General features: G+C 42.6%; 13 protein-coding genes. 6 read left to right on the forward strand and 7 right to left on the reverse strand.

Annotated elements, in window-relative coordinates; translation table 11 throughout:
- Positions 1–2 precede the first annotated feature (2 nt).
- The 4 genes from BMW59_RS15015 to BMW59_RS15030 all read left to right on the forward strand — a co-directional run bounded on the left by BMW59_RS15015 (position 3) and on the right by BMW59_RS15030 (position 4,571).
- Complete coding sequence (locus BMW59_RS15015; RefSeq protein ID WP_245733137.1) at positions 3–1,277, forward strand: TRAP transporter large permease; 1,275 nt, start codon at positions 3–5, stop codon at positions 1,275–1,277.
- Between the two features lie 21 nt (positions 1,278–1,298).
- Positions 1,299–2,090: a creatininase family protein gene (locus tag BMW59_RS15020; RefSeq protein ID WP_093053978.1), complete on the forward strand. Its 792-nt coding sequence runs from the start codon at positions 1,299–1,301 to the stop codon at positions 2,088–2,090.
- Positions 2,091–2,173: 83 nt separating this feature from the next.
- Positions 2,174–3,271: a TRAP transporter substrate-binding protein gene (locus BMW59_RS15025; RefSeq protein ID WP_093053980.1), complete on the forward strand. Its 1,098-nt coding sequence runs from the start codon at positions 2,174–2,176 to the stop codon at positions 3,269–3,271.
- Positions 3,272–3,392: 121 nt separating this feature from the next.
- A complete protein-coding gene (locus BMW59_RS15030; RefSeq protein WP_093053982.1) occupies positions 3,393–4,571 on the forward strand; it encodes a M20 metallopeptidase family protein in 1,179 nt (392 codons plus the stop codon).
- 86 nt (positions 4,572–4,657) lie between these two features.
- Here BMW59_RS15030 and BMW59_RS15035 read toward each other — a convergent pair whose 3' ends face one another.
- The 4 genes from BMW59_RS15035 to BMW59_RS15050 all read right to left on the reverse strand — a co-directional run bounded on the left by BMW59_RS15035 (position 4,658) and on the right by BMW59_RS15050 (position 8,890).
- Complete coding sequence (locus BMW59_RS15035) at positions 4,658–5,227, reverse strand: helix-turn-helix domain-containing protein (protein WP_093053984.1); 570 nt, start codon at positions 5,225–5,227, stop codon at positions 4,658–4,660.
- 220 nt (positions 5,228–5,447) lie between these two features.
- Positions 5,448–5,576, reverse strand: a complete 129-nt coding sequence (gene sda, locus BMW59_RS15040; protein ID WP_218141994.1) for a sporulation histidine kinase inhibitor Sda — start codon at positions 5,574–5,576, stop codon at positions 5,448–5,450.
- Between the two features lie 354 nt (positions 5,577–5,930).
- Positions 5,931–7,721 carry an SLC13 family permease gene (locus tag BMW59_RS15045; protein ID WP_093053988.1) on the reverse strand — a complete coding sequence of 597 codons (1,791 nt, stop codon included), beginning with the start codon at positions 7,719–7,721 and terminating at the stop codon, positions 5,931–5,933.
- 227 nt (positions 7,722–7,948) lie between these two features.
- Positions 7,949–8,890 carry a D-2-hydroxyacid dehydrogenase gene (locus BMW59_RS15050; protein ID WP_093053990.1) on the reverse strand — a complete coding sequence of 314 codons (942 nt, stop codon included), beginning with the start codon at positions 8,888–8,890 and terminating at the stop codon, positions 7,949–7,951.
- Between the two features lie 238 nt (positions 8,891–9,128).
- Here BMW59_RS15050 and BMW59_RS15055 point away from each other — a divergent pair, with 238 nt between their 5' ends.
- Positions 9,129–10,553 carry a tyrosine phenol-lyase gene (locus tag BMW59_RS15055; protein ID WP_093053992.1) on the forward strand — a complete coding sequence of 475 codons (1,425 nt, stop codon included), beginning with the start codon at positions 9,129–9,131 and terminating at the stop codon, positions 10,551–10,553.
- Positions 10,554–10,655: 102 nt separating this feature from the next.
- Here BMW59_RS15055 and BMW59_RS15060 read toward each other — a convergent pair whose 3' ends face one another.
- From BMW59_RS15060 to BMW59_RS15070, 3 genes are all read right to left on the reverse strand, one after another.
- Complete coding sequence (locus BMW59_RS15060; protein WP_093053994.1) at positions 10,656–10,958, reverse strand: HNH endonuclease; 303 nt, start codon at positions 10,956–10,958, stop codon at positions 10,656–10,658.
- Between the two features lie 163 nt (positions 10,959–11,121).
- Complete coding sequence (locus BMW59_RS15065) at positions 11,122–11,841, reverse strand: hypothetical protein (protein ID WP_093053996.1); 720 nt, start codon at positions 11,839–11,841, stop codon at positions 11,122–11,124.
- A gap of 102 nt (positions 11,842–11,943) precedes the next feature.
- Positions 11,944–12,609: a hypothetical protein gene (locus BMW59_RS15070; RefSeq protein WP_093053998.1), complete on the reverse strand. Its 666-nt coding sequence runs from the start codon at positions 12,607–12,609 to the stop codon at positions 11,944–11,946.
- A 253-nt stretch (positions 12,610–12,862) separates the two neighbouring features.
- Here BMW59_RS15070 and BMW59_RS15075 point away from each other — a divergent pair, with 253 nt between their 5' ends.
- Entirely contained in the window at positions 12,863–14,236 is a 1,374-nt protein-coding gene (locus tag BMW59_RS15075; RefSeq protein ID WP_093054000.1) for an MFS transporter, read from the forward strand.
- Positions 14,237–14,238 lie beyond the last annotated feature (2 nt).

Consider the following 14,238-nt stretch of genomic DNA (forward strand, 5'->3'; position numbering starts at 1 on the left):
TTTTGATATTTATAGGTGTATTAATCATGATCGTCCTGATTATTTCAGGTCTTCCTGTAGCTTTTGCTTTAGGCATCGCTTCAGTCGTTTACCTCCTGCTCGCCGGTGTAGACCTTTCAATGGTGGCGCAAAGTATGGTCCGGGGGGTGGACTCGTTCACTTTACTCGCCGTTCCTTTCTTTCTCTTACTGGGTGAGCTTATGAACTCGGGAGGGATAACTCATAAAATAATTAATATTGCCAGAGTTGTAGTCGGGCATTTAAAGGGCGGGCTTGCCCAAGTAAATATTTTTGCAAGTATATTATTTTCCGGTATTTCTGGTTCAGCTACCGCAGACACTGTCGCTCTCGGTTCAGTCTTGATCCCTTCAATGGAACGGGAAGGTTACGACAAAAGGTTTGCGGCAGCAATTACAGCTGCGTCTTCCATCGTAGGACCGATTGTTCCTCCGAGTATCACCTTGATAATTTTCGGGATTGTTACGCAGCAGCCGATTGGTCCTTTGTTAATAGCAGGGATTATCCCGGGAATGTTACTTGGTGTCTCACTGATGGTTTATACCTACTTTGTAGCCACCAAAAGAAATTATCCTAAATATGAACGGGCGACTTTTAAGGAAGCAAGAAGCGCATTTTCTTCAGGATTTCTGGCCCTTCTTCTGCCGATTATTATTGTGGCCGGTATTGTCAGTGGCGTATTTACACCTACCGAGTCTGCCGCAATAGCCGTGTTGTACGCTATTATCATTACATTTTTCTATTATAAAAATGTAAACTTAAAATCATTTATCGGCATTTTAAGAAAAACAAGCTTTGACTCCGCCAATATTTTGTTCACTCTGGCTGCAGCAACTGTATTTGCCTGGGTAGTCACACGGTCAAGAATTTCAGCAACGATAGGGGACTTTATACTTGGAGTTTCAACGAATCCCTTCTTCATTTTAGGTTTATCAGTTGTGTTTTTACTCATAATTGGCCTTTTCATGCTTCCTTCTGAAGGAATTATTGTTTTTGCACCTATTCTTACTCCCATCGTCATGCAAGTTGGGGTAGATCCGATTCACTTCGGCGTCTTAATGGTCCTGACACTAACAATTGGGGGCGCGTCTCCTCCCGTTGGTATTTTACTCTACATCGTGGCAGATATTGCTAAACTGAAATATACGACGCTCGTCAAAGAGATGCTTCCGATGTACGTCCCGCTAGTCCTTACAGCCTTCCTGGTTGCCTTTGTTCCAGCCTTATCGTTAGTTGTAGTAAATTTATTTTTCAGATAATTAATTTAAGGAGATGTGCCAATGACTCAAATTAAGCATGCAATACACCACATGACATGGAGAGAGGCTGAAGAAGCCTATAAAAAAAATCCGGTTGTTATACTTCCCATGGGTTCCATGGAAGAACATGGGCCTCATTCATTAACAGGTGACTTTCTTGCAGCTGGTGAAATATCAAAAAGAGTGGCAGAACAAACGGGAGCTCTTTATCTTCCAACCGTCCCTTTTGGTAATTCAGACTATTTCAGAAGTTACCCCGGGACCATTTCTCTCTCGCAAGAAACGGTGATCAGTTTATTAGAAGATATTTTCAGAAGTTTAATAGAACATGGCATAACAAAAATAGTAGTCTTTAACGGCCATGCCGGAAACGGACCTGCTGTAGACCAGGTCGCCCGGAAAGTAAAACGTGAAAATAAAATAATGATCGCTTCGATTGATTTATGGACAGGTATCGGTCCGGAAAAAAAGAAAGAATTATACGGTGAGAACGACCCGTCCGGCCATGGAGGTGAACCACTCACCTCGATTATGAGTTTCTTATACCCCGAAGATATGAGAATGGATCTTTTAAAAGACTGGAAAGAAGAAAAAACGTGGCGACAATTCGATATAAAGAATTTCAAACAAGTAAAAATAAATGATGGCGCAGCTAACTTGTACTTTAATATGGAAGATGTCTCAAAAGAAGGAGTGGTAGGAAATCCTAAAGAGGCTTCTAAAGAACGTGGAGAAGAGATCGTGGAACACTTGACATCGTTTGGCTCAGTAGTCGTGTCTAAAGTGGCGGAATCAGACATGACATTGGATTAGTACTTGGTTAATTTACAGAATATTCCGTCTACTTGTGTGGTATTTCATGTTTTAACACTATTATCTCAGGAGGGAAACAAATTATGAAAAAAAGAAACTTAGCTCTCTTAACAAGCGGATTGGTCCTTGGATTAACAGCCTGCGGTATTGAACAAGACGATAACAATGGCGGCACCAATGCTGCAGAAAACAACGGTAACAACAATACGAATAATGCGGCTGAAAATGATAGTAATGATAACTCTAATAATAACGTCCTTGACATTGATGAAACGTTCGAAGTCACTTACAGTACGTGGGCAAGTGAAGGTGAACCTGCCTATCAGGGGATGGAACACTTTAAAGAAATGATAGAAGAAAGATCGGGCGGCAACATTACAATAGAGATTTATCCAGCCAACCAGCTGGGCTCAACCATTGAACAAATGGAGCAAGTGAGTACAGGAACCATTGAAATGATGTCGAGCGGAGATCCCGGGCTCGACGAGATCGAATATTTATCACTCCCTTTCCTTATGGCATCAAACGATCATTGGATGGAAGTATTAGAGTCTGACACCGGACAGGAATTCAATCAGAAACTGATCGATGACCAAGGCTTAAGAACGATTGGCATCCTGCCTAGAGGACCAAGAGTAATCTCTTCAAACGTTAAAATTGAAACGCCTGAAGATATGAGTGGTTTGTCTATCCGAGCTCCTGCAGTGGATTACTATGTTGCTACTTTTGAAGCACTGGGAGCGAGCCCGAATCCTATGGATTTCGGGGAAGTATATAACGGGCTTCAGACAGGTATTGTAGAAGGCCAGGAAAACCCGCTTGAGACAATTTATTCTGCCGGCTTCCACGAAGTTCAGGATTACATTATTAATTCCAATCATATGTATAAGCCTGCGTTTGTAACCATTAATAACGAATTTTTCGAAAGCATGCCTGAAGAATACCAGGATCTCTTCCTTGAAGCTGCCGAAGAAGGAGAACAGGTCGCTACTGACAAACTTCTGGAAAATGAAGCAGATATGATTCAAGAAATGGAAGACAGCGGTGTGGAATTTGTAGACCCTGATATTGAGGCGTTTAAAGAAGCTACTCAAAGTGTCCGGGACGAGATGGGCACAGAGGTATGGGGAGAAGAGACTTATCAGGAAATTGTAGAAATCGGCCAATCTGATTTAAACTAGGTTCTTTTTGTAAGGGGCTGCTCCTTTTAATCCGGGAGAGCCTCTTCCCTATTATTCCTAAACAACTAGTACATCCGCTGCTTTGCCACCCGCAATTTATTTATAACCTGGAGGAACTCTAATGGATATTCATTCTCTAACTTCAGAAATTATAGAAGAAATCATTCAAATCAGGCGGCATCTTCACCGCTTTCCTGAACTAAGTATGGAAGAATTTGAAACCACTCAATTAATTATGGATACATTGAAAGGCACTAATATTCAACTTGAAAAAATGGAAGGCGGAACAGGTGTCATTGGTGTCTTAAGAGGTAAAAGTAATGGTCCCACTCTCGGCCTGAGAGCTGATATCGACGCACTTCCCATTTATGAGAAGACAGGGCTTGAATTTAAATCAGAAAAAGAAGGTATTATGCATGCTTGCGGACATGATATACACACGTCAGTCATGCTTGGGACGGCCCTCGTCATGAACAGGTTTCAAGATCAGTTGAAAGGCAATATTAAATTTATTTTCCAGCCAGCAGAAGAAATTATGGAAGGTGCGCGTTTTGTAATAAATCAAGGTATACTCGACCAAGAACCCAAAGTTGATAAAATTGTTTGTTTACACACGTGGCCTTTAATAGAAGCGGGAACTATTGGTGTACGGCATGGCCCTATTATGGCAGCAGCGGATAAGTTTTCTATTGAGATAGACGGCTCAGGCGGTCATGCTGCCCACCCTCATATAGCAACCGATCCGATTCCTGTCGCTGCCCAAATTATAATGGGTCTGCAAACGATTATCTCCAGGCAGATTTCGCCACTTGATTCAGCTGTATTAACAATAGGCCAGATTCACGGGGGCAACGCTGATAATATTATAGCTAACAAGGTAACCATTTCAGGTTCAATCCGTACGTTAGAACCTGAAGTGCGCAATAGTATTCTGAAAGATGTCACGGAAACGAGCGAGTACATCGCTAAAGCTTCCAAAACCTCAGCTGCAGTTAATTTTGAACCTGGCTGTCCGCCTGTTATTAACGATGATGAACTCGTTGACGCGCTTACTGCTGCAGTTGAAAGTGAGATGGGAAAAGAGAGTCTGGTTTATTTAGAGCAACCTTCTTTGGGCGGCGAAGATTTTGCTTTCTATTTACAGGAGATTGAAGGCATGCTTTTTAGAGTGGGGACTAAAGATGAGTCAAATGAACAAACAACCCGATCTCTTCATAACCCTGGTATTATTTTTGATGAAAAAGCAGTTAAAGCAGGTATTAAAGCGATGAGTGCGTTATCGCTGGAATATCTGAAGTAACAATAACTTCAAGTTGTAAATGCCATATATAAGAAGGCCTGCCTTTTTCTCTTAGGATAAAGGCAGGCCGCTATTTTTTGAGTATACTAAACCATCGTATCCTTATCTAAGGCTTTTTTGCCTGTAAGTATATGGGTGACATCGGTTGATACGGTAGTGCCGCCTGTCAGGCTGCCGTTCTCAACTAGTGGAGCGCCGAAAACATCATAGATTAAAGGGCCATCAGACACAGGAAATGTAATTGTTTTACGAATAGGCTCTTGTTTCTCCAGTACTTCTTTTTTCAGGTTCATTAATTGAAGCGTTCCTTCGTTGTTAGTAACCTCAATATCCGTTTTTCCCATGATTGTATCGTTATTAAAATCTAAATGAGAATTGAAACTCCACGTATACTTTAAATTTAAATCAAAATGAGCAACAATAATAGGGCTGTCAGCCAGAGCCACACGGAAAAGGCCATCGAGCTGGCTGGAGAAAAAAGCGGCCGGATTAAAGGAAAGAACTTCAGCCACCTTTCTTGCAACAGGGATACTCGGGTCCCTGATCCCTTTTTCAATCTGCGCGTAAAAGCCCCTGTCTATAAAAGATAGTGTAGCTACCTGCTGCTGAGTTAAATTCTTGTCTTTTCTTAAATTAATCAGCCATTTCCTTTTCATCTCGCACCCCTAATTATTAAATCTATAGTTTTTATAATATTACAAAAAATAAAAAAATTGAACTATTTAATTTCACGCCAAAAAGCTTCACATTTTTTACCTGTGAAGCCTTTTGTGTCTCCGTAATAAAATTCCTCCAGAACGTAGACATTATTATCAAGCTATGTTGGTAAAAAATCCTACAGAGATGTCGTGTTGTTAAAGATAAGGATTTTAAATGTTAAGGATAAAAAGAATTGTCCCATAAGTTTCTTTTAACCAGTTCATCGATCAGAAGTTGAATAAAGTCGCTGTCTAAATTAAATTCCACAGCCTTCTGGTAAATTTCTTTAAGTAGTTCATCCGACATATTATTCAAACTACTCACCTCTCAATGAACTATACAAGTTCTTCTTTCACGGCTCTCTGTGTTTATCAGAGCTTAGTTTGATTGCAAATCATATTGCTTATTGCTTCTATTGTACTACATAGAAATCGACAAATAATGTGGCAAACAGCCACATTATAGTTTCTCAGCAGTACCGAAGCAATAGATGGAAGTTTTGGAAATAAGCAGTAAGTAGTTGATCTGGAAGTAGAAAGGGAGGACTCGACCGTCTTACAAATTTAGACAAAGAATGTCACAATTATACCACCCCTTATCCCCCGCCTTATACCCCTCCTAAAAACAGTCTGCCGGACCTGTCCCGGCAGACTGTTTTAATTATACAAAGAATAAATAAATCATTGTGACTGAAACAACGAGGAAGATGACACTCATTAAACTCCCTGCTTTCAAGTAATCGGCGTTTCTGTAACCTCCAGGCCCCATGATGAAGGCATTTACCTGGTGCGTCGGAAGCACGAATGAATTAGAGGCTGACACCGCTACCAGCAACGCCAGGCCGGTAGGATCAATTCCCAATGAATTCCCCATCATGATGACGAGCGGAACAAGCAGAACGGTTGCGGCTACATTTGACATAAACAGGGAAAAGAACATGGAAATAATTGCAATAACAAAAAGAATTCCTAATGTCCCCCATCCGCCCACGAGGGTAATGATTCCGGAAGCTGTATACTCGGCAGCCCCGCTGTTTTCAAAAGCAGTACCCATTGGGATTAACCCTGCGAGAAGGAAAACCGTCTTCCAATCAATGGCCGGATAGATTTCTTCTTTCGGAATTACTCCGAGCAGGATCATAAGCATCGCACCTGTAAAGAAACTGAGTGAGAGCTGGAAGCCTGCAAGAACAAGGCCGATTGCGACAGCAATCGCTAACAATGCGTATTTCTTTTTATCGGTCTTTGGTTCCGGTTCAGGCGGCTGGACTTCTGTCAGCACGGCAAAGTCATGGGAGGTTTTTAGTCTTAGGATATCTTCCCAGCGGCCAAAGACAATCATCTGCATCCCTGCTTCAAAAGGGACTTCAGAAAGATTAAGCTTTTCGCCGTCGCGGGTGATAAATGCTACAGGTTCCAATTTATAATTTTTACGGAATCCAATATCCGCAAGCTTTTTTCCTACCATCCGTGATTTTGGCGGAATGACAATTTCTGCAAAACCGGCCCGGTCTTCGTTTTCCAGATTGGCGAAAACCTTCAGGTTATCTTTTACTGTGAGCTGATGATTATCAGCAAAAGCAGTGACATTGTCTTGGCTGCCAAGTACGGCGATCGTCTGGTTTTCCTGCAGGCGGGTTTTTCTCCAAGGACTGTAAAGATGGCTGCCAGCTTCACTGAGGGCAAGTATATTAATACCGTACGTCGTCCATATTTCCAGTTCCTCTATTGACTTTCCAGCTAACGAGCTGTTGGCCGGGATAGTCATTTCATAAATATCGGCAGGCAAATTATATGTTTTTCTGATTTCCTCGGTGCGGCTGGGTTTCGTTTCTCCTTTAGCTGCAGGCAGAACCCAGCGGCCAAACAGATAAAAGTACAGAATTCCAGCACCAAGGAGTGCTAAACCTATTGGTGTCACTGCAAAGAGATTAAATGGATCATTCCCCGACTCCATTAGCAAGTCGTTTAATATGATGAGAGGACCAGAGGCGACCATAGTTAATGTGCCGCCAAGAATAGCGGCGAACCCCATGGGCATAATGATCTTCGATACAGGAATATTCGCATTTCTTCCGATTTTTCTAAGAGCAGGCAAAAAAAGTGCCGCGGCACCTATATTCTGCATAAAAGAAGATATAATACCGACAGTCGCCGAGGTGCTCACCATAACGTTCTTCTCTTTTTTCCCGACTCTTTTAGTAATAAATTCAGCGACCACGGCCATAATCCCCGAACGGTCAACGCCATACCCTATCAGCATTACCGCCATTACAGAGATAACGGCATTAGAAGAGAAGCCGGCAAATGCTTCAGAAGCCGTGATAACGCCGGTCCAAGGGAGAATAACCATTACCAGGACAGCTACAAGGTCTGTACGGAGTTTCTCAGTGACAAACAGTGTGACAGCTAATAGTAAGACGGCGTATGTGATCATTATTTCCAGTGTCATAAGTGCGCTCCTTTCAAAACGTTTAACTGGCATTTTTATAGTAAACAATTAACACTATATACCCTATATGGTATATTAAATTTGTCGAAAAATCAACATATCCACCTGACAAACTACTGGAAAAAAATAAAGATGCCTGGATGGCATCTTTATCCCGGTTATTAGGTTAAAAAAGTTTTCCGCAGACTGGCAAGCTCCTGACTTGCAATTTTTTCAGCGCGTTTAAGTTAAAATCCCCGGTTTAAATCCACGGCATTACCGACAGCTTCCCCGTTCTCAAGTTTATAAAGGGTATTCAGGAAACAGTCTACGCCTTCTTCCGGTGTGGTTACAGCAGAAATATGGGGAGTGACTATCACTTTAGGATGGGACCAGAACGGATCGTCCTGAGGAAGCGGCTCACTCTCAAACACATCTAAAACGGCCTGGCGTATATGTCCGTTATCCAATGCCTGCAGCAAAGCCTCGTTATCGACAGATTCGCCCCGGCCGACATTGATAAATACGGCGTCCGTCCACCTGGTCAGCACGTCTTTATTTAATACCTTTCTCGTCTCATTAGTTAACGGCATCGTATTGATCACATAGTTCGCTTCAGCCACAGCATCATTCAGCGGCTCTTTTGATGAGTAGACTTTTCTAAACGGTTCTTTCTGCGTGCCGCTTAAGGAGACGCCATACACAGTCATCCCGAATGAAGCAAGCGTTTCAGCCACTTCCCGGCCAATCACCCCTGTCCCGTAAACAACCGCCTGTTTTTCCTGTAAAGGTGTGGGCGCTGCCAGCTTCCAATTTTTTTCTGCTTGCATCTTTTCATAGCGTAAATGATTCTGAACATCACGAAGTATGTAACTTAAACAATATTCACTCATTCTCTGGCCAAACGAGCAGACAGTGCGGGTTAACAGCACATCCTCTTTCCAGTCGATGTCCTTAAGAATTTTATCGACTCCCGCGCCGAATGAATGAACCCATTTAATATTTCCAAACGAAAAATTCGGAGGTCGTTTGAATGCAATAAACGCATCAGCCCATTTATAATCATCCTCTGTGACTTCCTCTTCCGTCCGGAAACGAAACTGCTTATCCCCTGCCACTTTTTTACTGTTAAAAATATGCTCTATGTCTTTCGCCATCGGGCTGGCAAATAAAATAGTACTGATTTTCATTAATAAATCCCCTTCCTGTATGCCATGATGATGTCCTCTATTATAAAACAAATCAAACCCTGTGTCGTCCCGAATGTGTTAAACAAACAAGACTTGGCTTTGATGATTATTAACCTCGGTTAAAAGCGTTGTCTTTAGTGCTTTTACAGGTTAATGCATGTTCTTGCAAGCGCTTTCAAATGCGTGGTAATCTGAAATCATAACTTATTTTCAAACATTTTACAGGGAGGGTTTTACAATGCGGAGAAGAACGGCAGAACCTTACAAAATCAAATCAGTCGAGCCTTTGAAAATGCTGAATTATAACGAACGGAAAGAAGCTTTGGAAAATGCGGGGTATAATACGTTCCTGATTAATTCAAGAGAAGTATATATCGACCTCCTGACAGACAGCGGCACGACGGCCATGAGTGATCAGCAGTGGGGCGCGCTGATGGTCGGAGATGAAGCGTACGCTGGAAGTGAAAGCTGGCACCACCTCGAAAAAGCTGTAAAAGAGATCTACGGTTATAAATACGTCATTCCAACCCACCAAGGAAGAGGTGCAGAAAATCTCCTCTCACAGATGAAAATTAAAGAAGGCGATTTTGTTCCCGGGAATATGTACTTTACTACCACGAGAGCTCATCAGGAATTAAATGGCGCCACATTTGTAGATATTATTATTGATGAAGGCCACGATTCCTTACTCGACCATCCATTTAAGGGAAATGTCGATATATCCAAACTCGAGAAAGTGATTAAAGAGGCCGGTCCTGAAAAAATACCTTATGTCTGTATCGCAGTAACGGTCAACCTGGCTGGCGGACAGCCGGTCAGTATGAAGAACCTGCGTGACGTGTATGCCCTTTGCAGCAGATACGGAATCGATGTGATGTACGATGCGACTCGTTGTGTTGAGAATGCTTTCTTTATTCAGGAGCGGGAAGAAGGATATGCGGATACAGCAATTAAAGATATTTTAAAGGAAATGTTCTCCTATTCTGACGGCTGCACGATGAGCGGCAAAAAAGACTGCTTAGTGAACATTGGCGGATTTCTAGCGATGAATGATGAAGAGCTTTATATTCGCGGCCGCGAGCTGGTCGTTCTATATGAAGGCATGCCTTCATACGGCGGTCTTTCAGGCCGGGACATGGAAGCTATGGCGTTAGGAATCTATGAGTCCGCTGATGATAACTACATTGCGCACCGGGTCCATCAGGTAAGATACTTGGGCGAACAGCTTATTGATGCCGGCATCCCTGTCGTAAAGCCAATTGGAGGCCACGCCGTCTTCCTGGACGCGAGAGAGTTCCTCCCTCACCTGAAACAGGAGCAGCTCCCTGCCCAGGCTCTGGCCGCAGCAATTTATTTAGATTCCGGAGTAAGGTCAATGGAGCGCGGTTACGTCTCAGCGGGCAGAAACAAAGTTACCGGTGAAAACAATAAACCAAAACTTGAACTTGTACGATTAACCATACCAAGACGCGTCTATACAAACAACCATATGGATGTCGTCGCCGATTCCATCATAGCTCTATATGAAAAAAGGGATCAAATCGGAGGGCTTGAAATGACTTATGAGCCGCCGACACTGAGGTTCTTCAACGCCAGATTTAAACCTCTGGCCAAGAACGGTGAACTCATGGGCAACACTGCTTCTGTAACTACCCATTCATAACGTTTCATTGGTGAACCCGGCAGGCGATTTGCCGGGTTTTTGGTTAAGGATAGAGTACATGATTTCCCGCTGTCGACTGCTAGGCAGACCACCTGATGGCGCCTACTTTCTCCGTTGCTTTTTCTCATTGGATTTCCTCATTTTAACCCTTGCTGAAGAAGGCTGTTTCCTGATGAATTTAATAAATTTCTTAAGTTGTTCGTCGTTCTGAAGCTTTTTTACCGTTCCGAGTCGGACGGCTAATTCGCGGTTCGTGTACAAGTTATGAATTTGCTTATGGCATGGTTTACAGAGCATGGCCGTTTGCAAATGGGTACCGCCTTCTTCTTTTGGAATTAAATGGTGTTCTGTTAATTCTACCTCGTTTCTTGTACATACTTCACATTGTCCAGTACGCCTTTTCACCCTTGCCTCCCCGCTTTCTATGTGTAGTTAACTCTGTGTTTTTAAACTAAATTACTTATACTGTAAACCACCAGGCCGCAGCCAATCAAATAATCCCCCTGATAAGCCTTGACTTACCCGGGGGATGGGAATCTTTTAAAGTAAATGAGTTTCTGTTATTTTCTTAAAAATCCAAGTCTTCAGGGAACGTCATCGTTTCGAAAACCTCTCCTGTATCTTCATTTTCAAAATGAACAATGACCTCAAAATCGTCCGGGTCTACTCCGTCAAACAACTGGTAGAACATTCCGCTCAGCCCTAATCCGAAGGCTGCAAATCCGTCAAAGCTGTTTTCAAAGGTTTCCTGTTCCACAATCATATTAAATTCAGAATAAGAGTCATTATAAGTGATATCTGTGATGGACACGAAGTCTTCACTGTTTTTCGTCTCTTCGATCGTTTCGTTGATGTCTTTTTCCATTTCCTGCATCATTTCTTCATGTTTTTCTTTAGACATTGTATACGTCACTGTGCCGTCTTCATGCATGGTTACATCGTAAATGCCTTCTTCCTCTTCTTCAGCAACCATATCTTCAGGATCTTCCTCTTCAAATAATGAAGGCGGCAGCGTAATAGTCACCTCAGATGCACCGGCGTCTACGCTGACTGAACTATTGTCAGAATCGTTCCCCTGCTCATTTTCACTTCCGTTTTCATTTTCTTCAGTTTCAGCTTCGACCTCTTCCGCATTTCCGTTGTTTTCCGCCTCATTTTCTACCGCGGCATTGGTATTGGCCATTGTTTCTTCAGCTTCAGCGTTCGTCTCCCCGTTTTCATTGCCGTTGCATGCGGTTATTCCCATCAGGAATACAGCAGCCACGCCTGTTAATACATACTTTTTCATTGGTTAATATGCTCCTCTCGTTATTACCTTTCTGTCCTCCATCTAATATAACAGAGTGCCTGACAACCTGTGTCAGGGGAGAGATAATTTTTTTAAAATCTATCAATTCCCTTCCCTTTCAGAGGAAAAGGCTTCCGATTTTTCGCTGACTTCCTTTTTTCGGCACACGTATTGCTCGCCGCAGCATTTACATTTGGATTTATAAAAATGAAACACCGTGCCTTCGAAGGCGCTGAGGCTTGTTAATGAGCGGCTTTCTTCAGCCTTGGCCAGATGCTTATACTGCTCTTCAAACTCGCTTAAAAGCATATACTCATTTACCGGAAAAGTATAATATTTGTTTGTTGAAAATATTAATTTCTGGTCAAAAAAACTGTGTTTGCGGCAATTTGGGCATTTCACCTGGTGAGAGAATAAAACCACAGGTAATAAGACAGCACCGCACAGAACTGCCACTCCTTCTGTCCAATGATAATAAAAAAATGACAGCGGGCTCATAAGGTCGGTTCGCAGGTTTAGTTGTATAAAAGAAATGATTAAAAATGATATCAGCCCGGCCAGCAGCCCAAAAAACATGTATCTGACTTTAAAATGGGGCTGGTACCGATAAATATAATAAATATATAACGCCGTAGAACTAGCGCCGATTATGAAATATTCCAAATAGGGCCTTGTAAAGCCAAGGGTGGGGGTTATGGGGAGCCCGGAGAACACAGCGATGAGAAGGGATAAGAGAATTGAACCTGCATACATCACATAGATCATCATTTTTACCCCCGCCTGAAAGTGTCATCTACTTTCATTATAAACAAACAGGGATACGAATATGTATGTCCGCCTCTTTAAGCGTATGAACAGAATTTCCAGCTGTTCTTGCGGATTTGATTTCTTAGAAAAGAGGTGGTTCCTATGCTGCCAATAAGTAAAATATCAGATTGAATTTTCGGAAAATTTAATCTATAATAGGTTTGTACATACCGACCGGTTAGTATTATACTTCCAAATAAAAAGGAGCGATGTTATGTCAGCTAAAAGTCAGCAGGAATTGGAGTTCGTACAAGCCAGGCCTCAGGAACGCCCTGGCCATAAAGAGATGTTAAATTACGGTTTAGGATTCTTCGGAATTATTTTAATCTGGACGATGGTTGGTACGTTTCTCGCATTTTACTACACGGATATTGCTGGGATTTCAGCCGGCGTGGTAGGAACATTGATGCTGGTCAGCCGCCTCCTTGATGGCGTCACCGACATAGGCATGGGTTCAGTGGTGGACAGGACGAAATCAAAACACGGGAAAGCACGGCCCTGGATCCTTTGGATGGCCCTGCCGTTTGCCGTATCCGGTGTCCTCCTGTTTTCTGTACCGGATATTAGCATGACAGGCAAAATTATTTATGCTTATATCACTTACATTTTACTCATCTTAACGTACACCGCCATTTCTATCCCTTATAAGACCCTATTGGGCCTGATGACTCAAGACCCTAAAGGAAGATCGTTAGTTAACATCTATACCGGCGTTTTTACGATGCTGAGCACGATCCTTGTTATGACACTTGCTGAACCGGTTGCCAGTGCCATAGGCGGAAATTTTGGTTGGACGGCTGTTTCCCTGGCCATTGCAGTCATTATTGTGGTGACCTGTTTTACTTCTTTCCATTCAACAGAAGAGAGAGTCGATGCGGAACCGGTAAAAAAGAAAAAGAAAGTTCCTTTTAAAACAGAATTTAAGGCACTCCTTACAAATAAATACTGGGTAATTATTACGGTTTACTGCGTACTCGCTTATACGCTCAATGCTCTTTTAACAGGGGCCGGGCTTTACTACGCAACATATATTTTAGGAAACAGCAGCTATTTCTCTTTCTTCGCGTTGTCACTGTTTTTGCCAACCATTGTCTGTTTCTTTTTTATCGGAAAATTAGTCGGCAGGTTTGGAAAACGGAATATTGCATTAGTTGTATCTTTAGTGGCTATATTCGGATCTATTATTAAGTTTATTGACCCGTCAAGTCTTGCTTTTTTCTTAACCGGCAATGTTATTCAAGGGTTCGGACTGATTCCTGTCATCACTTTTCTGTATGCGATGATTAATGACACGACAGAATACGGCCAGTGGAAATCCGGGTTCAGAACGGCGGGGCTCGTAAACAGTGCAGCCAGTTTCGGAATGAAGGTAGGAACCGGGATCGGCGGAGCATTAATCGGCTGGCTATTAGCCTTCGGCGGCTACCAGGGTGCCCTTTCGGAACAATCAGCCTCGGCAAGCCAGATGATTATCGCCCTGAACATCCAACTCCCGCTTCTGTTCACGGTCCTTCAAGTCATCCTTTTATGGATGTATAAACTGGATAAAGAGTACCCGTCCATTTTAAAAGAGTTAAACCAAAAATAATT

This window comes from Salipaludibacillus aurantiacus, assembly GCF_900111295.1.
In the GTDB taxonomy this organism is placed as follows: domain Bacteria; phylum Bacillota; class Bacilli; order Bacillales; family Salisediminibacteriaceae; genus Salipaludibacillus; species Salipaludibacillus aurantiacus.

Coding starts and splice junctions, on each gene's coding strand:
- BMW59_RS15020 (WP_093053978.1), top strand. CDS start 1,299: ATGACTCAAATTAAGCATGCAATACACCACATGACATGGAGAGAGGCT.
- BMW59_RS15025 (WP_093053980.1), top strand. CDS start 2,174: ATGAAAAAAAGAAACTTAGCTCTCTTAACAAGCGGATTGGTCCTTGGA.
- BMW59_RS15030 (WP_093053982.1), top strand. CDS start 3,393: ATGGATATTCATTCTCTAACTTCAGAAATTATAGAAGAAATCATTCAA.
- BMW59_RS15035 (WP_093053984.1), bottom strand. CDS start 5,227: ATGAAAAGGAAATGGCTGATTAATTTAAGAAAAGACAAGAATTTAACT.
- sda (WP_218141994.1), bottom strand. CDS start 5,576: ATGTCGGATGAACTACTTAAAGAAATTTACCAGAAGGCTGTGGAATTT.
- BMW59_RS15045 (WP_093053988.1), bottom strand. CDS start 7,721: ATGACACTGGAAATAATGATCACATACGCCGTCTTACTATTAGCTGTC.
- BMW59_RS15050 (WP_093053990.1), bottom strand. CDS start 8,890: ATGAAAATCAGTACTATTTTATTTGCCAGCCCGATGGCGAAAGACATA.
- BMW59_RS15055 (WP_093053992.1), top strand. CDS start 9,129: ATGCGGAGAAGAACGGCAGAACCTTACAAAATCAAATCAGTCGAGCCT.
- BMW59_RS15065 (WP_093053996.1), bottom strand. CDS start 11,841: ATGAAAAAGTATGTATTAACAGGCGTGGCTGCTGTATTCCTGATGGGA.
- BMW59_RS15070 (WP_093053998.1), bottom strand. CDS start 12,609: ATGATGATCTATGTGATGTATGCAGGTTCAATTCTCTTATCCCTTCTC.
- BMW59_RS15075 (WP_093054000.1), top strand. CDS start 12,863: ATGTCAGCTAAAAGTCAGCAGGAATTGGAGTTCGTACAAGCCAGGCCT.